The sequence below is a fragment of the Streptomyces sp. NPDC059852 genome (genome assembly GCF_042731455.1).
GTDB lineage: Bacteria > Actinomycetota > Actinomycetes > Streptomycetales > Streptomycetaceae > Streptomyces.
The window spans coordinates 90,664-115,829 of sequence record NZ_JBHWJK010000011.1; the positions used below are offsets into that span (position 1 = coordinate 90,664).

The window sequence follows — 25,166 nt, forward strand, 5'->3', positions numbered from 1 at the left end:
CCGGGCGCGAGGCTCACAACTCGGGTGCGGGCGGCAGTTCCTCCGTGCGGAAGTCCAGCCGCCCGTCCGCCACGTCCACGGTGACCCGGCCGCCCTCGCCGATCCGGCCGTCGAGCAGCAGCCGGGAGAGCTGGTTGTCGACCTCCCGCTGGATGGTGCGGCGCAGCGGGCGGGCGCCGTACTCGGGCTGGTAGCCGCGCTCGGACAGCCAGTCCACGGCCGCGTCGGTGAAGTCGACGGTGACGCCCTGGGCGTGCAGCATCCGGCGGGTCTTGTCCAGCATCAGGTTGGTGATGCTCGTCAGCTGCTCGGTGGTGAGCTGGCGGAAGACGACGATCTCGTCGATCCGGTTGAGGAACTCGGGCCGGAACTGCTGGCGCAGCGGGCGCAGGATGCGCTCGGTGCGGGCGTCCTCGTCGGCCTGCCCGTCGCCCGAGCCGAAGCCGATCCCGGTGCCGCCCCTGCTGATCGCCTCCGAGCCGAGGTTGCTGGTCATCACGATGACCGCGTTGGTGAAGTCCACCGTGCGGCCCTGCGAGTCGGTGAGCCGGCCGTCGTCGAGCACCTGGAGCAGGATGTTGAAGACGTCCGGGTGGGCCTTCTCGATCTCGTCGAGCAGCAGCAGCGAGTACGGGTGCCGCCGCACCACCTCGGTGAGCTGGCCGGCCTCCTCGTGCCCGACGTATCCGGGCGGGGCGCCGATCAGCCGGCTGACGGTGTGCCGTTCCTGGTACTCGCTCATGTCGAGCCGGACCATGCGGTCCTCGCTGCCGAACAGCGCCTCGGCGAGCGCCCGGGCCAGCTCGGTCTTGCCGACGCCGGTCGGGCCGAGGAACAGGAAGCTGCCGATCGGCCGGTCCGGGCTCGCGAGGCCGGCCCGTGAGCGCAGCACGGCGTCGGAGACCACGCGCACCGCCTCGTCCTGGCCGACCACCCGCTCGTGCAGATGCTCCTCCAGACCGAGCAGCCGGTCCTTCTCCTCCTCGGTGAGGCTGCTCACCGGGATGCCGGTCTGCCGGGACACCACCTCGGCGATGTTCTCCGTGGTGACCGTCAGATGCATGCCCTCGTCGACCTCGACGTCACCGCCGGCGTCCGCGATGCGCTGCTTCAACTCGACGATCCGGTCCCGCAGATGCGTCGCCTGCTCGTACTGCTCGTCGGCGACGGCCTGGTCCTTGTCGCGGGTCAGCTGCTCGACCTCGCGCTCCATGGCCCGCACGTCCGTGCCCTTGGTCCGTGAGCGCAGCCGGACGCGGGCGCCCGCCTGGTCGATCAGGTCGATCGCCTTGTCGGGCAGCCGGCGGTCGGTGAGATAGCGGTCGGACAGCTCCACGGCGGCCACCAGCGCCTCGTCGCTGTAGCGGACCTGGTGGTGGGCCTCGTAGCGGTCGCGCAGGCCGCGCAGGATCTCGACGGCGTCCGCGGTGGTCGGCTCGGGGACGAGGATCGGCTGGAAGCGGCGGGAGAGCGCGGCGTCCTTCTCGATCCTGCGGTACTCCTCCAGCGTGGTCGCGCCGACGATGTGCAGCTCGCCGCGGGCCAGCGCCGGCTTGAGGATGTTGCCGGCGTCCATGGCGCCGCCCTCGCCGCCGCCTCCGGCGCCGACGACGGTGTGCAGCTCGTCGATGAAGACGATGAGCCGGTCGGAGTTGGCGCGGATCTCGTCCACGATGGTGGTGAGGCGCTCCTCGAAGTCGCCCCGGTAGCGGGTGCCCGCGACGACACCGGTGAGGTCCATCGCGATCACCCGGCGGCCGCTGAGCACGTCCGGCACGTCCCCGTCGGTGATCCGCTGGGCCAGGCCCTCCACGATCGCGGTCTTGCCGACGCCGGCGTCACCGATGAGCACCGGGTTGTTCTTGCCGCGCCGGGAGAGCACCTCGACGGTCTGCTCGATCTCCTCGTCGCGCCCGATGACCGGGTCGATCCGGCCCTGCCGGGCGAGGTCGGTCAGATCACGGCCGTACTTGTCGAGAGTGGGCGTGCCCGTGTCGACGCGCGGCCGCTGGTCGGTGCCCGGCCGGGGCTGCGCCGCCTCCGGGGTGTCGGGGGGCCCGCCGGTCGGGGCGAAGCGGGCCGCGTTCAGGATGTGCCCGGCGGCCGAGTCGGGGTTCGCGGCGAGGGCGCTGAGCACGTGCTCCGGGCCGATGTACCCGGCGCCGCGCGTCCTGGCCAGGTCGTGTGCGTCCAGCAGCGCCCGCTTGGCGGCCGGCGTGAGGGAGAGCGAGGTGGGCGGCGGGACCTCGCCCGGCGGATGCTGGACGGGTCCCGAGCGCTCGTCGATCTCCGTGGCGAGGGAGTCGGGGTCCGCGCCCGCCCGGCTGAGCAGACTCCGGGTCGGCTCGGCGGACAGGGCGGCCCGCAGGAGGTGCTGGGTGTCCAGGTCCCTGCTGCCGTGCTCGGCCGCGTACTGGGCGGCCCCCCTCACCAGCTCCCGGGCCGGCTGGCTGAGCAGCCGTCCGATGTCGATCTGGCGGGGCCCCGGTCGCGGTCCGCCGAAGAAGCGGGCGAGGAATTCTCCGAAGGGGTCGTAGTCGTCCGGACCACTGAAGCCACTGGTCATGGGCGTTCCCATCCGGCGTCCCTGCGCGGGCAGGGTCGCCCTCGCTGATCGACTGCCGGAGTCGGGTAACCCCGGCGGGCGCCGGTTACACCTGGCCGCGTTCGTAGAACACCTTCGCACGATCGATGGGCGGGGGCACCTCCAGCCGGTGCCGTGGGGGTACCCCCGCGGCGGGGCCGGGGCGTGTTCCGAAAGTCCGCTTCCGGAACACGCCCCGGGTCAGCGTGCCGTGAGGATGCGCGGGCCGTCCGCGGTGATCGCGACGGTGTGCTCGGCGTGGGCGGCGCGGGACCCGTCGTTCGTCCGCAGGGTCCAGCCGTCCGGGGCCGCGTGGTACTCGTCGCGGCCGCCCGCGGTGACCATCGGTTCGATCGCGAGGACCAGGCCGTGCCGCAGCGGCATGCCCCGGCCCGGCCGGCCCTCGTTCGGCACGGACGGGTCCTCGTGCATCCGGCGGCCGATGCCGTGCCCGCCGAAGCCGTCCGGGACGCCGTACCCCGCCGACCGGCACACCGAGCCGATCGCGTGCGCGATGTCGCCGATGCGGTTGCCGACGACGGCCGCCTCGATGCCGGCCGCCAGGGCCCGCTCCACCGTCTCGATCAGCCGGACGTCGGCGGGGCGCGGGGTGCCGACGACGAAGCTGATCGCCGAGTCGCCGGCCCAGCCGCCCAGCTGGGCGCCGCAGTCGATGGAGACCAGGTCCCCGTCGCGCAGCCGGTAGCCGTCCGGGACGCCGTGCACGATCGCGTCGTTGACCGAGGCGCAGATGACCGCGGGGAAGGGCACGGGCGCGAAGGAGGGGCGGTACCCGAGGAAGGGCGACGTCGCGCCGGCCTCCCGGAGCACCCCGCGTGCCACCTCGTCCAGCTCCAGCAGGGACACGCCCACGTCGGCTGCCTCACGCACCGCGGTGAGCGCCCGGCCCACCACCTGCCCCGCGACCCGCATCTCGTCGATCGCCGTGTCCGTCTTCAGTTCCACCATGCCAATTACTATACCGGTATTTGAATGGGGTCCGGGTGGGAGGGGTGCGACAGGGGAGCGGTATTAGAATGGGCGCCATGGTGCGCACCCCTCTCACGCCAGAAGAGCGCGAACGCGGCGAGCGGCTCGGCCGGTTGCTCCGCGAGGCCCGCGGCGACCGCAGCATGCCGGAGATCGCGGCGAGGGCCGGCGTCTCGGCCGAGACCCTGCGGAAGATCGAGACGGGACGCGCCCCCACCCCCGCCTTCTTCACCGTGGCCGCGCTCGCGACGGCCCTCGGCCTGTCCATGGACGACCTGGTCGGCCGGTGCGCGCCCGAGGACGGCGCCGAGGCCGCGGCCTGACGCCTCCGTCACCCTCCGGTGGGGCGAGCGCACACCGCGTCCCGCCGGAAAACTCCCCGTAGCGCGTTCGTAACACGACTGGTGTTGCCTGACGGACCGGAGTGTTCCGGTCTGGCGGGAGTTGGGCGATGTCGGTGGAACAACTCCCGGCCGCGGTCCGGGAGTTCGCGAACTGTCTGGACGGGCTTCTGGCACGCCTCGACCAGGGCGGCGGCTGGTGCGGGGTGTTCTGGGAACGCGACCCGGAGGGCATGCGCGCCTGCCTCGACGGCCGCGAGGTGCCGCCCTGGGACGTCATGGAGTCCCTGCTCGGCGACCTCGCCGCCCGGTACGGCACGGACGCCGCGGCCCCCTACGCCGAACAGGCCCGCGCGCTGCACACCGCCGCCGTCGCCGCCCAGGATGCCCGGCCCGGCGGACGCGACGCCCTCGGCGACCGCCTCGACGTCATGCTCCGCGAACAGCGGTACGCCGCCGAACGCCGTACGGCCCTGGAGCACGCCCTCGCCTCCGCGACGACCCGGGCCCAGGCCGACGCCCTGCGCCTGGACCTCGCCTGGGCCCGCGACGACCACGCACGCGCGAGCGCCCGCTGCGAGGAGCTGCGCCGCCGCATGGCGGCCCTCGACCACCGCGACCAGCCCCCGCGCGGCCACATCCCCGCAGCGGAGCCGGACGGGGCTGCCTTACAGCCGGACGAACCCACGGGTGGGCGTTCCCCCGACCCCGCCCCGACCGTCCCCAAGCAGCGCAGACGCCGCCGGGGCGGCGCCCGGTTCGCCGGGGCCGCCGAGGAGGACACCGGCCCCGTCGCCGTACCGCCGGCCATCGAGGAGCCGCTGCCCGCGCCGGCCGCCGGCGGGCGCGGAACACCGCGGGGCGCCCGGTTCGCCGGCGTCGCCGAGGAGCCGCCCGGGGCCCCGCCCCGGCCGGCAGCCGGGGAACTCGGTGCGGCCGACCGCGAGGACGTCCTCGCCACGGTGGAGGCGCTGCGGCGGCTGCGCGGCGCCGGACGCACCGGCGAGGCGCACGCCCTGCTCGTGGAGATCGCCTACTGGCCCGCCGTCCGCTTCCCGCTGCTCGCCGCCGAGATGCGGCACGCCGGGCTCGCCGCCGACTGGGCGACCCTGCTGTGGGAGGCGGCCTCCCTGCCCGCCGACCGCCTGGTGGCCGCCGCCGACGCCCTGACGGCCGCCGGACACGCCGAGGACGGGCAGCGCATCCTGCGGGAGGGCGTGGTGCGGCCCGCGCCCGAGACAGGGCGTGCCGTGCTGGGCCTGGCCGCCGAGGGACGGCACCGGGAGGTCCGGGTGCTGCTCGACGCGTACGTCCGCGTCCGCACCCCGGAGGAGGCCGCCCGCAGCGCCGTCGCCGACCCCGGGATGCTGGTGCCGCTGCTGCTGGACGCGGCCCGGGGCGTCTCCGACGAGCGGTACTGGGACCTGGTCCACGCCCTGCGGGTCGCGGGCTTCACCGCCTGACCGGGAGGGCCGGACCCCACCCGCCGCATCCCTCCCACCGGCCCCATCCGTCACCCTCAGGAGTGTGAAACGAGATGGAGTCAGCGGGTTAACGACGATGGTCTTGGCAAGGCTGTTCCAGGGGCTTACTTTCGAGCCTCTACGGCCCCCTCTACGGGCGTAGAGGCTCTGACGTCCCGTCGAAGGAGCAGCTCATGGCCAACGTCGTTCGTGCCGCTCTGGTCCAGGCCACCTGGACCGGCGACACCGAGTCCATGGTGGCGAAACACGAGGAGCACGCCCGGGAGGCGGCCCGCCGGGGCGCGAAGATCATCGGCTTCCAGGAGGTCTTCAACGCTCCGTACTTCTGCCAGGTCCAGGAGCCGGAGCACTACGCCTGGGCCGAGCCGGTCCCCGACGGGCCGACCGTACAGCGGATGCGGGACCTCGCCCGCGAGACCGGCATGGTGATCGTCGTACCCGTCTTCGAGGTCGAGCAGTCCGGCTTCTACTACAACACCGCGGCCGTGATCGACGCCGACGGAACCTTCCTCGGCAAGTACCGCAAGCACCACATCCCCCAGGTCAAGGGCTTCTGGGAGAAGTACTACTTCAAGCCCGGCAACCTCGGCTGGCCGGTCTTCGACACCGCCGTCGGCAAGGTCGGCGTCTACATCTGCTACGACCGGCACTTCCCGGAGGGCTGGCGCCAACTCGGCCTGAACGGCGCCCAGCTGGTCTACAACCCGTCCGCCACCCACCGGGGCCTGTCCTCCTACCTCTGGCGTCTGGAGCAGCCCGCGGCGGCCGTCGCCAACGAGTACTTCGTCGCCGCGATCAACCGCGTCGGCGTCGAGGAGTACGGCGACAACGACTTCTACGGGACGTCGTACTTCGTCGACCCGCGCGGACAGTTCGTCGGCGAGGTCGCCGGCGACAAGGCGGAGGAACTCCTCGTCCGCGACCTCGACTTCGACGTCATCGAGGAAGTGCGGCAGCAGTGGGCGTTCTACCGCGACCGCCGCCCCGACGCCTACGAAGGGCTGGTGCAGCCGTGACCAAGGACCTGCTGGGACGCCACCACGCCGTCCTGCCCGACTGGCTCGCCCTCTACTACGAGGAGCCGCTGGAGATCACCCACGGCGAGGGCCGCCACGTCTGGGACGCCGACGGCAACCGCTACCTCGACTTCTTCGGCGGCATCCTCACCACGATGACCGCGCACGCCCTGCCCGAGGTCACCAAGGCGATCAGCGAGCAGGCCGGCCGCATCCTGCATTCCTCCACCCTCTACCTCAACCGGCCCATGGTCGAACTCGCCGAGCGCATCGCCGAGTTGAGCGGCATCCCGGACGCCCGTGTCTTCTTCACCACCTCCGGCACCGAGGCCAATGACACCGCGCTGCTGCTCGCGACCACCTACCGCCGCAGCAACACCGTCCTCGCGATGCGCAACAGCTACCACGGCCGCTCCTTCAGCGCCGTCGGCATCACCGGCAACCGCGGCTGGTCGCCCACCTCGCTGTCCCCGCTGCAGACGCTCTACGTGCACGGCGGCGTGCGCACCCGCGGCCCGTTCGCGCACCTCGACGACGAGGCGTTCATCGCCGCCTGCGTCGCCGACCTCAAGGACGTCCTCGGGCACACCCGGCCGCCCGCCGCGCTGATCGCCGAACCGGTCCAGGGCGTCGGCGGCTTCACCTCCGGACCCGACGGCCTGTACGCCGCCTTCCGCGAGGTGCTCGCCGAACGCGGCGTCCTGTGGATCGCCGACGAGGTGCAGACCGGCTGGGGCCGCACCGGCGACCACTTCTGGGGCTGGCAGGCGCACGCCCGCTCCGGCCCGCCCGACATCCTCACCTTCGCCAAGGGCATCGGCAACGGCATGTCCATCGGCGGGGTCGTCGCCCGCGCCGAGGTCATGAACTGCCTGGACGCCAACAGTATCTCCACCTTCGGCGGCACCCAGATCACCATGGCGGCCGGCCTGGCCAACCTGGCGTATCTGCTGGAGCACGACCTGCAGGGCAACGCCCGGCGGGTCGGCGGGCTGCTGCGGGAGCGGCTGCGGGGCGTCGCCGCCCAGGTGCCCCACGTACGGGAGGTCCGCGGGCGCGGTCTGATGCTGGGCATCGAACTGACCCGGCCCGGCACCGACGAGGCCGACCCGGCGGCCGCGTCCGCCGTGCTGGAGGCGGCCCGCGCCGGCGGCCTGCTCATCGGCAAGGGCGGCGGCCACGACACCAGTGCCCTGCGCATCGCCCCGCCGCTCACGCTCACCGTGGCCGAGGCCGAGGAGGGCGCCGCGATCCTGGAGAGCGCCCTGCGGAGCCTGTAGCGGGCGCCGCCCGGACCCCCGAGCGAGGGAACACCGTCATGACCACCACCCCGGAGCCCTGGGACGTCCTCCAGCCCGCGCTGTCGGTCCGTCAGGTCCTCACGCTGGAGCGGGTGCTGGCCGGCGAGCCCGAGGTGGTGGCCGCGGCCGGCCGGCTCGACCGGCCGGTGCGCTGGGTGCACGTCGCCGAGGCCCCGGACGTCGGCGTGATGCTCAGCGGCGGCGAGATGGTGCTGACCACCGGGGTGCTTCTCGCCGGGGACGAGGAGAAGCAGGCCGAGTACGTCCGCTCGCTGCACCGGGCGGAGGCCGCCGCCCTCGTCCTGGGCCTCGGCCGCGCGTTCCCCGCCCCGCCCGCCGTGATGCGCCGGGCCGCCGAGCGGTGCGGGCTGCCCATGATCGTCCTGCACCGGCCCTTCCCGTTCGCCGAGCTGACCGAGGAGGTCCAGTCCCGTCTGGTGCGGCGCAAGTTCGCCGCCGTCAGCCTCTCGGAGTCGGTGCGGACCGCGCTGACCGCGCTCATCACCGGCGGGGCCCCGCTACAGAGCCTGCTCGACGAGATCGCCTCCCACAGCGCCTGCCCCGTCGTCCTCACCAACCTCGCCCACCGCGTCCTCGCCACCGCGGGGGAGCGGTCCGCCGTGGACGACGTGCTGCGCGACTGGGAGCGCATCGCCCGCCAGGCATGGGGGCACCTCCCAGGCCGTTCAGGCTCCGGGGGAGGCGGCGAGGGCGACGGGTGGATCCGTGCCGAACTCGGCGGACGCGGGGAGCGCTGGGGCCGGCTCGTGCTGTGCGGGTACCGCGGCGACACGGCCACCGGGCGGCTGCTGGCCGACCGCGCCGCCGAGGCGGTCGTCCTGCACCGGATGCTCGGCGGCACCGCCGCGCACAGCTGGGAGGAGCAGTCCGCGCAGAGCCTGCTCACCGACCTGGTCAGCGGCGTCGTCCCGGCCCGTCAGCTGCTGCCCCGCGCACGGGCCGCCGGACTGCCCGTCAACCGGCGGACGTTCGTCCCGCTCGTCGTACGCGACGGTGAGCCCGCCCGGCTGGAACGGGTGCTGCGCCTGCTGGGGCTGTCCGGGATCGTCGCCGAACTCGCCGACGGGGCGACCGCCGTGCTGCTCAGCCTCGCCCGCGACCAGGACGCCGGGGTGCTCGCCGCCAACTTCGCGGCCCGGGTGCGCAAGGAGGCGGGCGACGAGCGGACCGTCGTGGCCGCCGCCGACGCCCGGACCGTGTGGGACGAGGTGCCCAGCGGACTGCGCGAGGCCCAGCACGTGGCGGACGCCGTCGCCGACTCCTCCGCGGCCCTCGACCTGCCCGCCGTCGTCCGGCTGCGGGACGTCCATCTGCGCGGTCTGATCCGGCTGCTCCGGGACGACCCGCAGGTGCAGTCGTTCGCCGAACGCGAGCTGGACGGGCTGCTGTGCGGCCCGACGAGGACCTGCTCGCCGTCCTGCGCACGTACCTCGCCACCGGCCGCAACAAGTCCCGCACCGCCCAGCTCCACCATGTCTCGCGGCCCGCGCTGTACCGCCGTCTGGAGGCGATACAGACCCGGCTCGGGGTCGACCTCGACGACTTCGAGCAGGCCGCCTCGGTGCACATCGCACTCCTCGCGCATGACGCGCAACACGGTTGAAACATGCAATGACCTGGGAAAACGGCGGTGAAACATGGGCCCACGACAGCGTGACACCGTGGTACGCGCCACGCCCGCAGACGTGACACGGTGCCACTCAAAGCCGATCGCCGGGCTTCCTACGCTCGCTGCACACCGAGCGACCGGAGGTCCCGATGAGCCCAGTGATCCGCGCCGCCCTCTTCCAGACCGCCTGGACCGGCGACAAGGAGTCGATGATCCAGGTGCACGAGCAGGCGGTCCGGGACGCGGCCGCCCAGGGCGCCCAAGTGCTCTGCTTCCAGGAGCTGTTCTACGGCCCGTACTTCTGCCAGGTGCAGGACAAGGCGTTCTACGAGTACGCCGAGCAGGTGCCCGAGGGCCCGATCGTCCGCCGCTTCCAGGACCTCGCCCGCGAGCTGGGCATCGTCCTGATCCTGCCCGTGTACGAGGAGGAGCAGCCCGGGGTCCTCTACAACACGGCCGCCGTGATCGACGCGGACGGCTCGTACCTCGGCAAGTACCGCAAGCACCACATCCCGCAAGTGCCGGGCTTCTGGGAGAAGTTCTACTTCCGGCCGGGCAACCTGGGCTGGCCCGTCTTCGACACGGCCGTCGGCCGGATCGGCGTCTACATCTGCTACGACCGGCACTTCCCCGAGGGCTGGCGGGCACTGGGGCTGGCCGGTGCCGAGATCGTCTTCAACCCGTCGGCGACCTCGCGCGGACTCTCCCGATACCTCTGGCAGTTGGAGCAGCCCGCGGCGGCCGTCGCCAACGAGTACTTCGTCGGCGCGATCAACCGGGTGGGCGTCGAGGACCTGGGCGACAACGACTTCTACGGCACCACGTACTTCGTGGACCCCGAGGCGCAGTTCGTGGGCGAGGTCGCGAGCGACAAGGAGACCGAACTCGTCGTGCGCGACCTGGACATGGCGAAGCTCCGCGAGGTCCGCGACCGCTGGCAGTTCTTCCGGGACCGCCGGCCCGACGCCTACGGACCGATCACCGCCCCGTAAGACCCAGCGCCGAGCACGGTAGGAGAGGGAGAATGAGCAGCCGTACCGTCATCCGCGGCGGTCTCGTCATCACCGCGTCCGACGAGATGCACGCCGACGTCCTGATCGAGGACGGCCGGATCGCCGCCCTCGCCGCGAGCGGCACCCCGGCCGCCGGGGCCTGGACCGCCGACCGGACCATCGACGCCACCGGCAAGTACGTCATCCCGGGCGGCGTCGACGTCCACACCCACATGGAGCTGCCGTTCGGCGGCACCTTCGCCTCCGACACCTTCGAGACCGGCACCCGGGCCGCCGCCTGGGGCGGCACGACCACCATCGTGGACTTCGCCGTGCAGAGCGTGGGCCACACCCTGCGCGAGGGCCTGGACGCCTGGCACGCCAAGGCGGAGGGCAACTGCGCGATCGACTACGGGTTCCACATGATCGTCTCCGATGTGAACGAGGAGACGCTCAAGGAGATGGATCTGCTGGTGGAGGAGGGAGTCACGTCGTTCAAGCAGTTCATGGCGTATCCCGGTGTCTTCTACTCCGACGACGGCCAGATCCTGCGCGCCATGCAGCGCTCCGCCGAGAACGGCGGGCTGATCATGATGCACGCCGAGAACGGCATCGCCATCGACGTCCTCGTCGAGCAGGCGCTGGCCCGCGGCGAGACCGACCCCCGCTACCACGGTGAGGTGCGCAAGGCCCTGCTGGAGGCGGAGGCCACCCACCGCGCCATCAAGCTCGCCCAGGTCGCGGGCGCACCGCTGTACGTCGTGCACGTCTCGGCGACGGAGGCGGTCGCGGAACTCGCGAGGGCGCGCGACGACGGGCTGAACGTCTTCGGCGAGACCTGCCCGCAGTATCTGTTCCTGTCCACCGACAACCTGGCGGAGCCGGACTTCGAGGGCGCGAAGTACGTGTGCTCGACGCCGCTGCGGCCCAAGGAGCATCAGGCACAGCTCTGGAAGGGGCTGCGGACCAACGACCTCCAGGTCGTCTCCACCGACCACTGCCCGTTCTGCTTCGTCGGCCAGAAGGAGCTGGGGCGCGGGGACTTCTCGAAGATCCCCAACGGCCTGCCGGGCGTCGAGAACCGGATGGACCTGCTGCACCAGGCGGTGGTCGACGGGCACATCTCGCGCCGCCGCTGGATCGAGATCGCCTGCGCGACACCGGCCCGGATGTTCGGGATGTACCCGAAGAAGGGCACCCTCGCGCCGGGCGCGGACGCGGACGTCGTGATCTACGACCCGCACGCCGAGCAGGTCATGTCCGCCGAGACCCACCACATGAACGTCGACTACTCGGCGTACGAGGGCCGGCGGACCACCGGCCGGGTCGAGACGGTCCTCTCGCGCGGCGAGCCCGTCATCACCGAGCGGGAGTACACCGGCCGTGCCGGGCACGGTGTCTACACGCCCCGCTCCACCTGTCAGTACCTGAACTAGGAGCGGAGCACATGGACTTTGGACTCGTCCTGCAGACGGACCCGCCCGCCTCACGGGTCGTCGAGCTGATGCAGCGCGCCGAGGACAACGGGTTCACCCACGGCTGGACCTTCGACTCGGCCGTGCTGTGGCAGGAGCCGTTCGTCATCTACAGCCAGATCCTGGCGCAGACCCGGCACCTGAAGGTCGGCCCGATGGTCACCAACCCGGGCACCCGCACCTGGGAGGTGACCGCCTCGACCTTCGCCACGCTGAACGACATGTTCGGCAACCGCACGGTGTGCGGGATCGGCCGCGGCGACTCGGCGATGCGGGTGGCCGGGCGCAAGCCCAACACCCTGGCCCGGATCAGCGAGGCCATGAAGGTCATCCGGGCGCTCGGCAGCGGGCGGGAGGCCGACCTCGGCGGCGGCACGGTCGTCCGGTTCCCCTGGATCAAGCCGGGTGCCGAACTCCCGGTGTGGATGGCGGCGTACGGCCCGAAGGCACTGAAGATGACCGGTGAGGAGGCCGACGGGTTCATCCTCCAGCTGGCCGACCTCTATCTGACCGAGTACATGGTGAAGGCGGTCAAGGACGCGGCGGCCGCCGCGGGCCGCGACCCGTCCGAGGTGACGATCTGCGTCGCCGCCCCCGCCTACGTCACCGAGGACGACTCGCCCGGGGCGCTCGCCCACGCCCGTGAGCAGTGCCGCTGGTTCGGCGGGATGGTCGGCAACCACGTGGCCGACCTGGTCGCCAAGTACGGCGAGCACTCCTCGGCCGTCCCCGAGGAGCTGACCGACTACATCAAGGCCCGGCAGGGGTACGACTACTCCCACCACGGACGGGCCGACAACCCCGACACCGCCTTCGTCCCCGACGAGATCGTCGACCGGTTCTGTCTCGTCGGGCCGGTCGAGCGGCACATCGAGAAGCTGAACGCGCTGCGTGAGCTCGGCGTCGACCAGTTCGCCGTCTACGACATGCACGACGCGCAGGAAGCCGTGATCGACGCGTACGGCTCGTCGGTCATCCCCGCCGTCAACTCCTAGTCCTCCCCGGCGCGTTCGCAGTACGGCTGCACCCGACCCCCCACCCCTCGTCACCCTCCCCGCCGCTCCGGGGGGAGGGCGCTGGGGCCCCGCACGGCCTCTCCCGTCCCGCCCGATTGATTGGCCTGCCCATGACAGACACAGTCCCCACGGGGTCATCCATACCGCAGACCGCCCTCCCCGGCGGCCGCGTCGAACTCGCCCCCGAGGCGTTCCCCTCCGACAGCCCCTTCGCCAACGAGGACCTGCGTCCCGTCCCGGTCGCCGAGCGCAAGTGGACGACGTACAACTTCGCGGCGCTGTGGATCTCCATGGCGCACTGCATCCCCAGCTGGACCCTGGCCTCCGGCCTGGTCGCCCTCGGCATGGACTGGAAGCAGGCCGTCTTCACCATCGCCCTCGCCAACGTCATCGTGCTGCTGCCGATGCTGGCCACCGGGCACGCCGGACCCAAGTACGGCATCCCGTTCCCCGTCCTCGCGCGCGCCTCCTTCGGGCTGCGCGGCGCCAACATCCCGGCGATGATCCGCGCGGCCGTGGCCTGCGGCTGGTTCGGCATCCAGACCTGGATCGGCGGCAGCGGCATCTTCGCCCTCGGCTCCAAACTCACCGGCGGGCACTGGGAGAACGCCGGGCAGATCGCCGGCAACCCCTGGCCGCTGTGGCTGTGCTTCCTGCTGTTCTGGGCCGTGCAGATCGCCATCATCCACCGCGGTATGGACTTCCTGCGGCACTTCGAGAACTGGGCCGCGCCCTTCGTGATCGTCGGCGCGTTCGTGCTGCTGATCTGGATCGCCGTCAAGGCGGACGGCTTCGGCGCGCTGCTCGACCAGCCCTCCAAGCTCGGCTGGGGCGCCGACTTCTGGCCGGTCTTCTTCCCCTCCCTGATGGGCATGATCGGCTTCTGGGCCACGCTGTCCCTGAACATCCCCGACTTCACCCGCTTCGGCTCCAGCCAGCGCGCCCAGACCTGGGGCCAGTCGCTGGGCCTGCCCACCACCATGACCCTGTTCGCCGTCCTCGCCGTCCTGGTCACCTCCGGCTCCGAGGCGGTCTACGGCGAGGCGATCTGGGACCCGGTCGCGCTGGCCGCGAAGACCGACAGCGCCTTCGGTCTGCTGTTCGCGCTGGTCGTCGTCCTGATCGCCACCGTCTCGGTGAACATCGCGGCCAACGTCGTCTCCCCGGCGTACGACCTGGCGAACCTGGCCCCCAAACTCATCAACTTCCGTACGGGCGCGCTGATCACGGGTGTCGTCGGCATCCTGATCTTCCCGTGGAAGCTGATCTCCACGCCCGAGTTCTACATCTTCACCTGGCTCGGCGTCGTCGGTGGTCTGCTCGGCACGGTCGCCGGCATCCTCATCGCCGACTACTGGATCGTGCGCCGCACGGTCCTGCACCTCGCGGACCTGTACACCCCCGGCGGACGCTACTGGTACTCGTCCGGCTGGAACTGGCGGGCCATCGCCGCCTTCCTGGTGGGCGGTGTCCTCGCGGTCGGCGGCTCGTACTCCGGGGTGGGCGCCGACGGCAGCCGGAACGGGCCGTTCCCGGCCGACGGACTGATCCCGTTCCTCAAGCCGCTCGCCGACTACGGCTGGGCGGTGGGCCTGGCCACCTCGCTCGTGCTGTACGTCGTGCTGATGGGCGGCCGCAAGGAGCCCGCCGAGTCCTGACGAGTGCCGTGGCGGAGGACGGTCAGCCCTTGGGGCCGTCCTCCAGCGCGGCCACGGCCTCCTTGGCGGCCTTGATGGCGCCCTTGTTGATCTCGTCGGTGGCGGGTGCCTTCTTCGACTCGAAGTCGCTTCCGCTGTAGGTGACGGAGACCAGGGCGTTGGACGTCCGGACGATCACCACGCCCTCGCGGGTCTGCTGCTTGTCCTCGGTGGTGAGGTTCACGACGGAGTAGCCCGAGTCCCCGACGCCCGGGACCGCGCCGCCGCCGCTGCGGTCGGCGATCCGCCCCTTGTAGGAGTCCGCCGCCGCGTCCTCGGACTCCTGGATCTCGATGGACACGTCCAGCCAGCGGTACTGGTACCCCTTGAGGGCGTTCCAGGAGCAGGTGCGGCGCAGCGTCTTGTCGGTCGACGGTATCTCCTTGCCGGCCGTCTTCGCCCCCGGCACCAGCGCCTTGACCGACTTCGCGGAGAGGCTGCCGCAGGGCGAGGGGGCGGCGGTGTACGTCTTGGACGCGGCGGCCGTCGCGGGCGCGTCCGGCGACTCCTCCTCGGTCCGCTGCGCCGCCGTACGGTCCTCGGGGGCCGGCGTCGCGTCGGGTCCGGACGACAGCGCCCAGCCCGCCGTGGCGAGCACGACGACGGGCGACAGGCGCGCGGTGAGAGCGAGCGGCAAGGGAAGTGAACGCACGGCGCACTTTTCGTGGGGGACGGTGCGGAGGGGGTCCGCACAGCGGACGGGACGCCAGTGTCACACGACTCTCCGTGAGGCGGAAGGGTCAACTCGCTCCGTGCCGACGCCACTACGGAACAGGCCCGAACGCCGGGCGTCCTGGGCGCGTTACGGAGCCTCCAGGGTGGTTCGGGCGGAAAGCGAGCTTTCGATACGGTCCACGGCGATGAAGGCCCCGTAGGCGATCAGCCGCACCAGGCAGTCGTCGGTGTGCTCCGGGCGGCGCCACGCGGCGACGTCCTCCTCCGTGATCCGGTACGGCGCCAGGGCGGCCAGCAGCACCAGCCGCGCCCCGGGCCGCTCGCGCCGGTCCGGGAAGGCGTCCGGCGCGAGCGGCGGATGCCCGCCGTCCCAGTCCAGCAGGGCCGCCTCCACGGCGTCGTGGTCGTCGGCGCCGAGCAGGGCTGCGCCCGGCATGGCCGCCCGCAGCAGCGCCGCGTACGCCACCCCGACCGGGGAGCCGTCCGCCCACGCGGGGGCCTCGCCCGCGTCGACCGTGTCGAGCAGCGCGAGGGACGCGCCCGGCAGCGCGGGGCGGCGGACGGTCCGCGCGAGGGCCCGGCCCGCCAGGCCGCGCACCGCGCGGAACCGCTGGGCGCCGGCCGGGAGCAGGTTCTCGGTGAGGAGGGAGGAGGCGATCCGGTTGACGAAGTGGAAGGTGAGTGCCGTCCCCAGGTAGCCCGGGGCGTCCTCGCGCGGGAAGGGGTACGGCTCCAGGGCGGCGCCCGGCACCCGTGTGCGCCGCCCCCACTCCAGCAGGCGGGCGTGCGTCTCGTCCTCGGGTGTCTCCCCGCGCGCGACCCGCTCGGCGAGCGCGTGGTCGCCGGTGGCGTGCAGCAGCACCGTGTGCGCGTCCACACAGAACGGGCAGCGGTTGGCGAGCGACACCCCGAGCGCCACCAGCTCCTTGCCGGTGCGGCCGCCAGGCCCGGCGATCAGCGACTCGCGCAGCGACGCCCAGGCCGCAACGAGGAGTTCGGGCGTGGAGGACAGCACCACGAACGTCGCCGGCTCGGCGATGCCGAAGTCGCGGCGCATCTGCGCGTACGCCTCGGCGACCGTTCCGGTGGCGGACCGGGGAGGCAGGGGTTCGGTGTGACGGAAGGCTGAGGTCATGGGCGCCAGCCTGCGCCGCCGGGGCCGTGTCCGGCGTCGTCCGGGCGGACGCAGTCCCCGCTGCTCCGGCCGGCCGGTCCGGCGTACGGCACTACTGCCCCGGGAGTAGTCCGGGAGCCGTCCACAGGGCGGACGACGGCGTCGGCGGCGCGGTCTAGGGTGCGGGACATGGACGGGGGACGCCTCACACGCGAGCGGCTCGCCGACGCGGCCGGCGCGGTCGTGGCCGGCGCGATCACCGTGCTCGCCGCCGTCGCCGACGACCGGGCGGACGTGCTGGATCTGGCGCTGATCGTGATCGGTTCGCTCGCCATCGCCGCGCACCGCTCCGCCCCGCGCGTGGTCCTCGCCGTCACCACGGGCTGTCTGCTCGCCGACGTCGTGCACGCGGGGCCCGCCGCCACCCTGGCCCTGCCCGTCGTCGGCGCCGTCCACACGGCGTCCCGGTCCGGGCACCGGGGCACCGCCGCGGTGGCCGCCGCCGTCTTCCTCGGCGTCTACGCGGCGGCGGGCCCGTCGGGTTCTGCTCCCGTCCGCGAGACCCTGCTGCTGGCCGGATGGTTCCTGTGCGCGGTCGTGACCGGCCTCGCCGACCGCAACTGGCAGGCGTATCTGCGCCAGACCGAACAGCGCGCCCTGGAGGCCGAACGCACCAGGGAGGAGGCGGCGCTGCGCCGGGCCGGCGAGGAACGGCTGCGCATCGCCCGTGAGTTGCACGACTCCCTCACCCACAGCATCTCGATCGTCAAGCTCCAGGCGGGCGTCGCCGTGCACCTGGCGCGCAAGCGCGGCGAGGACGTGCCTCCCGCCCTGCTCGCCATCCAGGAGGCGAGCGGCGAGGCCATGCGCGAACTGCGCGCCACCCTGGAGGTGCTGCGCACCGACGAGCCGGCCGGCACCCCCGCGCTGCTCGTGGAGCGGGCCAGGGCCGCCGGACTCGCGGCCGAGCTGACCGTGTCGGGACAGGAGCGGCCCCTGCCCGCCCCCGTCGGCCGGGCGGCGTACCGGATCGTCCAGGAGGCCCTGACCAACGCCGCACGTCACGCCGGCCCCGCGAAGGTCGCCGTCCATCTTGCCTACTCGGAAAGGGAGTTGACCGTGCGGGTCGAGGACGACGGCGCCGCCGACCCGTCCCGTCCGCCCGTCCCCGGGATCGGCCTGACCGGGATGCGCGAGCGCGTCACCGCCCTCGGCGGCACACTGGAGGCCGCCCCGCGCGAGGAGGGCGGCTTCGCGGTCGTGGCACGGCTGCCGCTGAGGGAGGCGCGATGAGCGACGGGGTGATCCGGGTCGCGCTCGTCGACGACCAGGCGCTGATGCGGGCCGGGTTCCGGGCGCTGCTGGACGCGGAGGACGGCATCGAGGTCGTCGGCGAGGCCGCCGACGGCGCACAGGGCCTGGACCTGGTCCGCGCCCAGGTGCCCGACATCGCGCTCGTCGACGTGCAGATGCCGGTGATGAGCGGGATCGAGGCCACCCGCCGGATCGCCGCCGACCCGGCGCTCGCCGCGGTCCGGGTCGTCATCCTCACCAACTACGGGCATGACGCGTACGTCTTCGACGCGCTGCGCGCCGGGGCGAGCGGATTCCTGCTGAAGGACACCGAACCGGCCGACCTGCTCCAGGCGATCGACGTCGTCGCGCGCGGCGAGGCGCTGCTGTCGCCCTCGGTGACCCGCACCCTGATCGGCGAGTTCGTCTCCCGGCCGCCCGACCGGGCCACCCCACCGGGCCTGGAGTCCCTGACCCGCCGCGAACGCGAGGTGACGGCGCTGGCGGCGCGCGGCCTGACCAACGAGGAGATCGCCGCGCACATGGTGATCAGCCCGTTCACCGCGAAGACCCACATCAGCCGGGCCATGACCAAGCTGGGCGCCCGCGACCGCGCCCAGCTCGTCGTGTTCGCCTACGAGTCGGGGCTCGTCGCGCCGCGCGGCGCCTCCTGAGGCTCCGCGCCGCCCTCGAAGGCCGCGAGGATCCGCTCGGCGGCCAGCGTCGCCGTCAACTCGCCGTCCCTGACCCGCTGTTCCAGCACGGGAGCCAGGGACCGGACCGCCGGGTCCGCGTGCAGACGGCCCAGCAGCTCGTCGCGGACCATCGTCCACGTCCAGTCGACCTGCTGGTCGCGCCGCTTGGCGGCGAGCCGGCCCGTGGAGTCCAGCAGCGCCCGGTGCTGCTCCAGACGCTCCCAGACGGCGTCCAGGCCGATCGACTCCCGCCCGCTGCAGTGCAGCACGGGCGGCGTCCAGACGGCGTCCTTGCCGTGCATCAGCCGCAGCGCGCCCGCCAGTTCGCGCGCGGCCGCCTTCGCGTCCCGTTCGTGCGGGCCGTCCGCCTTGTTCACGGCGAGGACGTCGGCCAGCTCCAGCACGCCCTTCTTGATGCCCTGCAGCTGGTCGCCGGTACGGGCCAGCGTCAACAGGAGGAAGGAGTCGACCATGTTCGCCACGGCCGTCTCCGACTGGCCCACGCCGACCGTCTCCACCAGCACCACGTCGTAGCCCGCGGCCTCCATCACCACGATGGACTCCCGGGTGGCCTTGGCGACCCCGCCGAGCGTCCCGGCCGTGGGGGAGGGGCGGATGAACGCCGCCGGATCGACCGCCAGCCGCTCCATCCGCGTCTTGTCGCCCAGGATCGACCCGCCCGTCCTGCTGGACGACGGGTCGACCGCCAGCACCGCCACCCGGTGCCCGAGGCCCGTCAGCATCGTCCCGAACGCGTCGATGAACGTGGACTTGCCGACGCCCGGCACCCCGCTGACCCCGATCCGCCGGGCCCGCCCGCTGTGCGGCAGCAGTTCGGTCAGCAGGCGCTGGGCCAGCACCCGGTGCTGCGGCCGGGTGGACTCGACGAGGGTGATGGCGCGCGCGACGATCGCCCGCTTCCCGTCGAGCACGCCCTTCACATACGCGTCGACATCGATCACAGCTCGTGCCCGAGTCCGTCCGCCAGCCGCCGCACCAGGTCGTACGCCGCGTCCGGGATGACCGTGCCGGGCGGGAAGACCGCCGCCGCGCCCATCTCGAGCAGCGTCGCGACGTCCTGCGGCGGGATGACCCCGCCGACCACGATCATGATGTCCTCGCGGCCCTCCTCGGCCAGCGCCTCCTTGAGCGCCGGGACGAGGGTGAGGTGCCCGGCCGCCAGCGACGACACCCCGACGATGTGCACGTCCGCCTCGACGGCCTGCCGGGCGACCTCGGCGGGCGTCTGGAACAGCGGGCCGACGTCGACGTCGAAACCGAGGTCGGCGAACGCGGTCGCGATGACCTTCTGTCCGCGGTCGTGGCCGTCCTGGCCCATCTTGGCGACCAGGATGCGCGGGCGGCGGCCCTCGGCCTCCTCGAAGTCGGACACGAGGGTGCGGGTGCGGTCCACGGCGGGCGACTCCCCGGCTTCGTTGCGGTACACGCCGGTGATGGTACGGATCTGGCTCGCGTGCCGCCCGTACACCTTCTCCAGGGCGTCGGAGATCTCGCCGACGGTGGCCTTCGCGCGGGCCGCGTCCACGGCCAGCTCCAGCAGGTTGCCCTCGCCGCCGGCCGCCCGGGTGAGCGCGTCCAGCGCGTCCCGGCACGCCGTCTCGTCGCGTTCCTCGCGCAGCCGCCGCAGCTTGGCGATCTGCTGGGCCCGCACCGAGGAGTTGTCGACCTTGAGGACGTCGATCTGCTCGTCGCTGTCGACGCGGTACTTGTTGACGCCGACGACCGGCTGGCGCCCGGAGTCGATGCGCGCCTGGGTGCGGGCCGCGGCCTCCTCGATGCGCAGCTTCGGGATGCCGGCGTCGATGGCCTTGGCCATGCCGCCGGCCGCCTCGACCTCCTGGATGTGCTGCCAGGCACGGCGCGCGAGGTCGTACGTCAGCTTCTCCACGTAGGCGCTGCCACCCCACGGGTCGATGACCCGGGTGGTGCCCGACTCCTGCTGGAGCAGCAGCTGGGTGTTGCGGGCGATGCGCGCCGAGAAGTCGGTCGGCAGGGCCAGCGCCTCGTCGAGCGCGTTGGTGTGCAGCGACTGCGTGTGCCCCTGCGTCGCCGCCATCGCCTCGACACAGGTGCGCGTGACGTTGTTGAAGACGTCCTGCGCGGTCAGCGACCAGCCCGACGTCTGCGAATGGGTGCGCAGCGACAGCGACTTGGAGTTCTTGGGGTCGAACTGCCTGACCAGCTTCGCCCACAGCAGGCGGGCCGCGCGCAGCTTGGCGACCTCCATGAAGAAGTTCATGCCGATCGCCCAGAAGAACGACAGCCGGGGCGCGAACGCGTCGACGTCCAGGCCCGCTTCCCGTCCGGCCCGGATGTACTCGACACCGTCCGCGAGCGTGTACGCCAGCTCCAGATCGGCCGTCGCCCCGGCCTCCTGGATGTGGTAGCCGGAGATGGAGATCGAGTTGTAGCGGGGCATCCGCTGCGAGGTGTACGCGAAGATGTCGGAGATGATCCGCATCGACGGCTTCGGCGGATAGATGTAGGTGTTGCGGACCATGAACTCCTTCAGAATGTCGTTCTGAATGGTCCCGGCCAGCTTCTCGGGCGGTACGCCCTGCTCCTCGGCGGCGACGATGTAGAGCGCGAGGACCGGCAGCACCGCGCCGTTCATCGTCATCGACACCGTCATCTTGTCCAGCGGGATGCCGTCGAACAGCTGCCGCATGTCGTAGATCGAGTCGATCGCCACGCCCGCCATGCCGACGTCGCCGGTCACGCGCGGGTGGTCGCTGTCGTAGCCGCGGTGCGTCGGCAGGTCGAAGGCGACCGACAGGCCCTTCTGGCCGGCCGCCAGATTGCGCCGGTAGAACGCGTTGGACTCCTCGGCGGTGGAGAAGCCCGCGTACTGGCGGATCGTCCAGGGCTGGTTGACGTACATCGTCGGGTACGGGCCGCGCAGATACGGCGCCACACCCGGATACGTGCCCAGGAAGTCCAGGCCCTCCAGATCACGCCCGGTGTACAGCGGCTTGACCGCGATGCCCTCGGGCGTCTCCCACAGCGGCTCGTCGCCGCCGGTGGCCTGCTTGACGGCCGTACGCCACTCGTCGGAGCCGCCCGCCGCGGCCGGGGTCCCCAGTTCGATCCCGGTGAAGTCGGGGATTCCCATCAGGACACTCCCATGCGGTCGAGGGTGGCGGACAGGACGGCGACGGCGTCACAGCCCGCGAAGACATGGCCGTCGACGCCGGGGTGGTCCCCGGGCCGCCCGGCGAGGAACACGTGCGCGGCACCGGCCGCCTTCAGCCGCCCGGCGACCTCGGCGGCCTGCTCCTCGTACACGGCGTCGCTGGAGCACAGGCACGCCTCGGTGGCGCCGCTCTCCTCGAAGGTGCCCTCGGTGACGGGCTCGATGCCGCCGGCCTGGAAGAGGTTGGAGGCGAAGGTCAGCCGCGCGGTGTGGGCGGCGGCCGGGCCGAGCGCGGCCAGGTAGATCCGGGGCCGGGCGCCGGTCGCCGCCAGGTGCGCGTCGGAGCGGGCGCGCAGCGCCTCGAACGCCTCGTCGCGCCGGACGCGCGGCAGGCCCCCGGACGGCGGCTCGGGCGCGGGCTCGCGCACTACGGGCTGCTCGGCGAGATGCGGGAACTCGCTCACGCCGGTGACCGGTTCACGGCGCTTCGCCAGCTTGCCGGTGCGGGCCTCCCAGGTGGCGGCGAGGTCGTCGCGCAGCCGTCCCGAGCGCAGCGCCGCGGCCTGGCCGCCCGCCCGCTCGATCCGCTGGAAGAAGTCCCAGCCCGCGTGGGCCAGTTCGTCCGTCAGCCGCTCCACGTACCAGGAGCCGCCCGCCGGGTCGATGACCCGGGCCAGGTGGGACTCCTCGATGAGGATGGTCGAGGTGTTGCGGGCGATGCGCCGCGCGAACGCGTCGGGCAGGCCCAGCGCGTGGTCGAAGGGCAGCACCGTCACCGAGTCGGCGCCGCCGACGCCGGCCGCGAGCGTGGCGACCGTGGTGCGCAGCATGTTCACCCACGGGTCCCGGCGCGTCATCATCACCGGCGAGGTGACGGCGTGCTGCGTCTGGGCACTGGACGCCCCGGACACCTCGGTCACCCGCGCCCACAGGCGGCGTGCCGCCCGCAGCTTGGCGATGGTCAGGAACTGGTCGGCGGTGGCCGCGTAGCGGAACTCCAGCTGGGCCGCGGCCTGTTCGACCGTCAGCCCGGCCCCGGTCAGCTCGCGCAGATACGCCACACCGGTCGCCAGGGCGGCGCCGAGTTCCTGCGCGGCCGAGCCGCCGGCCTCGTGGTACGGCAGGGCGTCCACGGTCAGGGCCCTCAGGCCCGGGTACTGCTCGGCGCACCGCCGGGCCAGTTCGGCGGCCGGCGCGAAGGGCAGGGACGTGCCGGTGCGGGCCTCGTGGCCGAGCGGGTCGGCGCCGATGTTGCCGCGCACCGCGTCCTTCGCGATGCCGCGCTCGTCGTACAGGGCGAGCAGGGCGTGCGCGGCGGCCTCCGTCTCGGCGCCCGCGTCCAGGACGACCGGGGCGAGGTCGAGGTAGACGCCGTCGAGGGCATCGCCGAGGGAGGACACCGGGATGCCGGCGTCGCCGAGGACCAGCCAGAGCGAGGTGACGCCGTTCTCCAGGTCCGCCAGCACCACGCCGTCCGCGGCCGTGGTGTGCCGCTGCCGTACGTCCCAGCCGCCCGCCGTGTTGCCCTCGGGGCGCCCGCCCCGGACGAACGGGGCGAAGCCGGGCAGGCCGGGGTCGGGCGCGGCGTCGCGCGCGGTGTACAGGGGGCGGGAGCGCATCCCGTCCTCGAGTGCGGTGGACAGGGCGTCCTCGGCAGCCGTACCCGACACATCCTTGCCCGCCTTGCGCAGCACACCTTCCACCAGGTGTTGCCACTGCTCATGGGTTGCGTCAGGGAACTCGGCGGCCAGCGAGAGCCCGTCGTCAGGCAGGACCGTCATGCTCGGATGCTAGGTCAGATCGTCAAAGGAGCAGCAGGGGGCACGGCTGTGACCTTGCCCTCTTCCAGATTGTGACCTGCGTCTCCGCATCCCTCCGGGCTCGCGCGAGCGCGCGGAACGGGCGGCTCGCAGGCCCGACTTGACGGCCTCGCGGGACTGGGCCGGCTCCGTGCGACGACGTCTGCGACGACCCCGGCGTGGCCCCGCCCGAGACCCTGGGGCTCCCCGCCTTCCCGCCGCCCCCGCCCCGCGCCTGCGGGAAGGGCTGACCGTTCGCGTCGCGCTCAGGCACCGCCCCTGCGGCGGCGTGAGGCGGCCGAGCGGGGCGGCGTCGCGCGCATGTGGTCGCGCACCGGCCGCAGCAGGCCGGCGAGCGTCCTGACGTCGTCGGCCGAGAGCGGCGCGAACAGCAGCCCGCTGACCACCTCGATATGCCCCGGCAGCACCTTCGCGAGCAACTCGCGCCCGGCGTCGGTGAGGGTGACGGTGATGCTGCGCTCGTCCTCCGGCGAGGGGGCGCGGACGACCAGACCCTCCTTCTCCAGCAGGCCCACCTGGTACGTCAGGCCGCTGCGGCTGTAGACGACGCCGTCGGCCAGGTCGGTCATGCGGTGGCTTCCCGTGGGGGCGTCCCCGAGCCGGGCCAGCAACTGGAACTGCACGTAACTGAGCCCGCCGCTCTCCCGCAGCTGCTGCTCGACCGCGTGCCGCAGCAGGCTGGTCACCTCGATGAGGTCGAAATAGGTGCCGAGCTGCACGGGGTCGAGTGACGGCGGCGAATCAGGCATGGCCGGAGTCTACTGCCCGCACCCACTTGCTTCGAATTCGAAGCAGGTGTAGCGTCGGCGTCAGTTACTTCGAATTCGAAGCAACCTTCGCGACGAAGGATCACAACGAAGGTGAGAACCGTGATGAAGGCAGTGCGTTTCCACGAGTACGGCGACCCCGGCGTCCTGCGCCTCGAGGACGTGGAGCAGCCCGTCCCCGGCCCCGGCCAGGTCCGCGTCCGCGTGACCGCGACCTCGTTCAACCCCGTCGACGGCAACATCCGCGCCGGCTTCATGCAGGGCCCCATCCCGGTGGAGCTGCCCCACACCCCCGGCATCGACGTCGCCGGCACGGTCGACGCGCTGGGCGAGGGGGTGGACGGCCCTGCGGTCGGCGACCAGGTCATCGGCTTCCTGCCGATGGACGGCACCGGCGCCGCCGCGGAGTACGTCCTCGCACCGGCCGACGTCCTGGCGCCGGCACCGAAGAGCGTCCCCCTGGCGGACGCCGCCGCCCTCCCCGTGGTGGGCCTGACCGCGTACCAGGCCCTGTTCGACCACGGCGGGCTGACGGCCGGGCAGCGCGTCCTGATCAACGGGGCGGGCGGCGCGGTCGGCGGCTACGCCGTGCAGCTGGCGAAGAACGCCGGTGCCCACGTCATCGCCACGGCCGGCCCGCGCAGCGGCGAGGCGGTCGCCTCCGCGGGAGCCGACGAGGTCGTCGACCACACCACCACCGGCGTCACCGCGGCGGTGACCGAACCGGTCGACCTCGCGCTCAACCTCGCACCGGTCGAACCGGCCGACCTGGCGGCGCTGGTCGCCCTGGTCCGCCCCGGCGGGGTCCTCGTGAACACCACCGTGTGGATGCCCGCCCCGAGCGACGAGGAGCGCGGTGTGCGGGGCGTCGACCTGTTCGTCCGCAGCGACACCGGTCAATTGGCGCTGCTGGCGGCGATGGCAGACCGGGGCGAGCTGCGCGTCGACATCGCCGAGCGGGTGCCGCTGGCCGGGCTGCCGGACCTGCACGCACGGGCCGCCGAGGGCGCGGTGCACGGCAAGGTCGTCGTCGTGGCCTCCACCGCGTGACACCCGCCGGCCTCCACACCTTCACGGCACCCTCGCTCCACGCCCCCATGGACGGTTGAACATGGAACTGGT

19 protein-coding genes and 1 pseudogene are annotated in these 25,166 nt (G+C 72.8%); 12 read left to right on the forward strand and 8 right to left on the reverse strand.

All coding sequences use genetic code 11. The annotated features are described in order from the left end of the window. Nucleotides 1-13 precede the first annotated feature (13 nt). A complete protein-coding gene (locus ACFV46_RS16665) occupies nucleotides 14-2,566 on the reverse strand; it encodes an ATP-dependent Clp protease ATP-binding subunit (protein ID WP_385498685.1) in 2,553 nt (850 codons plus the stop codon). Between the two features lie 219 nt (nucleotides 2,567-2,785). Next, nucleotides 2,786-3,553: a type I methionyl aminopeptidase gene (gene map, locus ACFV46_RS16670; protein ID WP_361927857.1), complete on the reverse strand. Its 768-nt coding sequence runs from the start codon at nucleotides 3,551-3,553 to the stop codon at nucleotides 2,786-2,788. Between the two features lie 77 nt (nucleotides 3,554-3,630). Between map and ACFV46_RS16675 the strand changes: the two genes are divergently transcribed. From ACFV46_RS16675 to ACFV46_RS16715, 9 genes and pseudogenes are all read left to right on the forward strand, one after another. Further along, the gene (locus tag ACFV46_RS16675) at nucleotides 3,631-3,897 is read left to right on the forward strand and encodes a helix-turn-helix transcriptional regulator (protein ID WP_361927860.1); all 267 of its coding nucleotides are present in this window, start codon (nucleotides 3,631-3,633) and stop codon (nucleotides 3,895-3,897) included. Nucleotides 3,898-4,025: 128 nt separating this feature from the next. After that, the gene (locus ACFV46_RS16680) at nucleotides 4,026-5,378 is read left to right on the forward strand and encodes a hypothetical protein (RefSeq protein ID WP_385498686.1); all 1,353 of its coding nucleotides are present in this window, start codon (nucleotides 4,026-4,028) and stop codon (nucleotides 5,376-5,378) included. 194 nt (nucleotides 5,379-5,572) lie between these two features. Next, nucleotides 5,573-6,415: a nitrilase-related carbon-nitrogen hydrolase gene (locus tag ACFV46_RS16685; RefSeq protein WP_361927864.1), complete on the forward strand. Its 843-nt coding sequence runs from the start codon at nucleotides 5,573-5,575 to the stop codon at nucleotides 6,413-6,415. Beyond that, the gene (locus ACFV46_RS16690) at nucleotides 6,412-7,695 is read left to right on the forward strand and encodes an aspartate aminotransferase family protein (protein WP_385498687.1); all 1,284 of its coding nucleotides are present in this window, start codon (nucleotides 6,412-6,414) and stop codon (nucleotides 7,693-7,695) included. Before ACFV46_RS16685 ends, ACFV46_RS16690 begins: the two co-directional genes overlap by 4 nt. Nucleotides 7,696-7,733: 38 nt before the next feature. Further along, nucleotides 7,734-9,340, forward strand: a pseudogene (locus ACFV46_RS16695) (PucR family transcriptional regulator). Nucleotides 9,341-9,495: 155 nt separating this feature from the next. Next, complete coding sequence (locus ACFV46_RS16700) at nucleotides 9,496-10,338, forward strand: nitrilase-related carbon-nitrogen hydrolase (RefSeq protein ID WP_062667024.1); 843 nt, start codon at nucleotides 9,496-9,498, stop codon at nucleotides 10,336-10,338. A 32-nt stretch (nucleotides 10,339-10,370) separates the two neighbouring features. Beyond that, complete coding sequence (gene hydA, locus ACFV46_RS16705; protein WP_376726973.1) at nucleotides 10,371-11,774, forward strand: dihydropyrimidinase; 1,404 nt, start codon at nucleotides 10,371-10,373, stop codon at nucleotides 11,772-11,774. Nucleotides 11,775-11,785: 11 nt separating this feature from the next. Continuing rightward, nucleotides 11,786-12,808, forward strand: a complete 1,023-nt coding sequence (locus ACFV46_RS16710) for a TIGR03842 family LLM class F420-dependent oxidoreductase (protein ID WP_361927874.1) — start codon at nucleotides 11,786-11,788, stop codon at nucleotides 12,806-12,808. Nucleotides 12,809-12,939: 131 nt separating this feature from the next. Next, on the forward strand, nucleotides 12,940-14,487 hold the full coding sequence (locus tag ACFV46_RS16715) for an NCS1 family nucleobase:cation symporter-1 (RefSeq protein ID WP_361927876.1): 1,548 nt from the start codon (nucleotides 12,940-12,942) through the stop codon (nucleotides 14,485-14,487). A gap of 22 nt (nucleotides 14,488-14,509) precedes the next feature. On the opposite strand, the gene ACFV46_RS16720 is transcribed toward ACFV46_RS16715, so the two are convergent. Together ACFV46_RS16720 and ACFV46_RS16725 are read right to left on the reverse strand one after the other, a co-directional pair. Next, on the reverse strand, nucleotides 14,510-15,178 hold the full coding sequence (locus ACFV46_RS16720) for a hypothetical protein (RefSeq protein ID WP_376726975.1): 669 nt from the start codon (nucleotides 15,176-15,178) through the stop codon (nucleotides 14,510-14,512). A 150-nt stretch (nucleotides 15,179-15,328) separates the two neighbouring features. Beyond that, the gene (locus ACFV46_RS16725; protein WP_385498689.1) at nucleotides 15,329-16,336 is read right to left on the reverse strand and encodes a carboxymuconolactone decarboxylase family protein; all 1,008 of its coding nucleotides are present in this window, start codon (nucleotides 16,334-16,336) and stop codon (nucleotides 15,329-15,331) included. Nucleotides 16,337-16,504: 168 nt separating this feature from the next. On the opposite strand from ACFV46_RS16725, the gene ACFV46_RS16730 reads away from it, so the two are divergent. Then, on the forward strand, nucleotides 16,505-17,608 hold the full coding sequence (locus tag ACFV46_RS16730; protein ID WP_385498690.1) for a sensor histidine kinase: 1,104 nt from the start codon (nucleotides 16,505-16,507) through the stop codon (nucleotides 17,606-17,608). After that, nucleotides 17,605-18,282, forward strand: coding sequence for a response regulator (locus ACFV46_RS16735; protein ID WP_376726977.1), 678 nt, complete (start codon nucleotides 17,605-17,607; stop codon nucleotides 18,280-18,282). Before ACFV46_RS16730 ends, ACFV46_RS16735 begins: the two co-directional genes overlap by 4 nt. Here ACFV46_RS16735 and meaB read toward each other — a convergent pair. From meaB to ACFV46_RS16755, 4 genes are all read right to left on the reverse strand, one after another. Next, nucleotides 18,243-19,265 (reverse strand): methylmalonyl Co-A mutase-associated GTPase MeaB, encoded by a 1,023-nt coding sequence (gene meaB / locus ACFV46_RS16740; RefSeq protein WP_361927890.1) that lies wholly within the window; start codon nucleotides 19,263-19,265, stop codon nucleotides 18,243-18,245. The two genes, ACFV46_RS16735 and meaB, sit on opposite strands and share 40 nt — an antisense overlap. Beyond that, the gene (gene scpA / locus ACFV46_RS16745; RefSeq protein ID WP_376726979.1) at nucleotides 19,262-21,436 is read right to left on the reverse strand and encodes a methylmalonyl-CoA mutase; all 2,175 of its coding nucleotides are present in this window, start codon (nucleotides 21,434-21,436) and stop codon (nucleotides 19,262-19,264) included. The genes meaB and scpA overlap by 4 nt, the downstream gene beginning before the upstream one ends. Next, nucleotides 21,436-23,238, reverse strand: a complete 1,803-nt coding sequence (locus tag ACFV46_RS16750) for a methylmalonyl-CoA mutase family protein (protein ID WP_385498692.1) — start codon at nucleotides 23,236-23,238, stop codon at nucleotides 21,436-21,438. The genes scpA and ACFV46_RS16750 overlap by 1 nt, the downstream gene beginning before the upstream one ends. Nucleotides 23,239-23,522: 284 nt before the next feature. Next, nucleotides 23,523-24,026 carry a MarR family winged helix-turn-helix transcriptional regulator gene (locus tag ACFV46_RS16755; protein WP_376726981.1) on the reverse strand — a complete coding sequence of 168 codons (504 nt, stop codon included), beginning with the start codon at nucleotides 24,024-24,026 and terminating at the stop codon, nucleotides 23,523-23,525. Between the two features lie 123 nt (nucleotides 24,027-24,149). Between ACFV46_RS16755 and ACFV46_RS16760 the strand changes: the two genes are divergently transcribed. Beyond that, nucleotides 24,150-25,094: an NADP-dependent oxidoreductase gene (locus tag ACFV46_RS16760; protein ID WP_385498693.1), complete on the forward strand. Its 945-nt coding sequence runs from the start codon at nucleotides 24,150-24,152 to the stop codon at nucleotides 25,092-25,094. Nucleotides 25,095-25,166 lie beyond the last annotated feature (72 nt).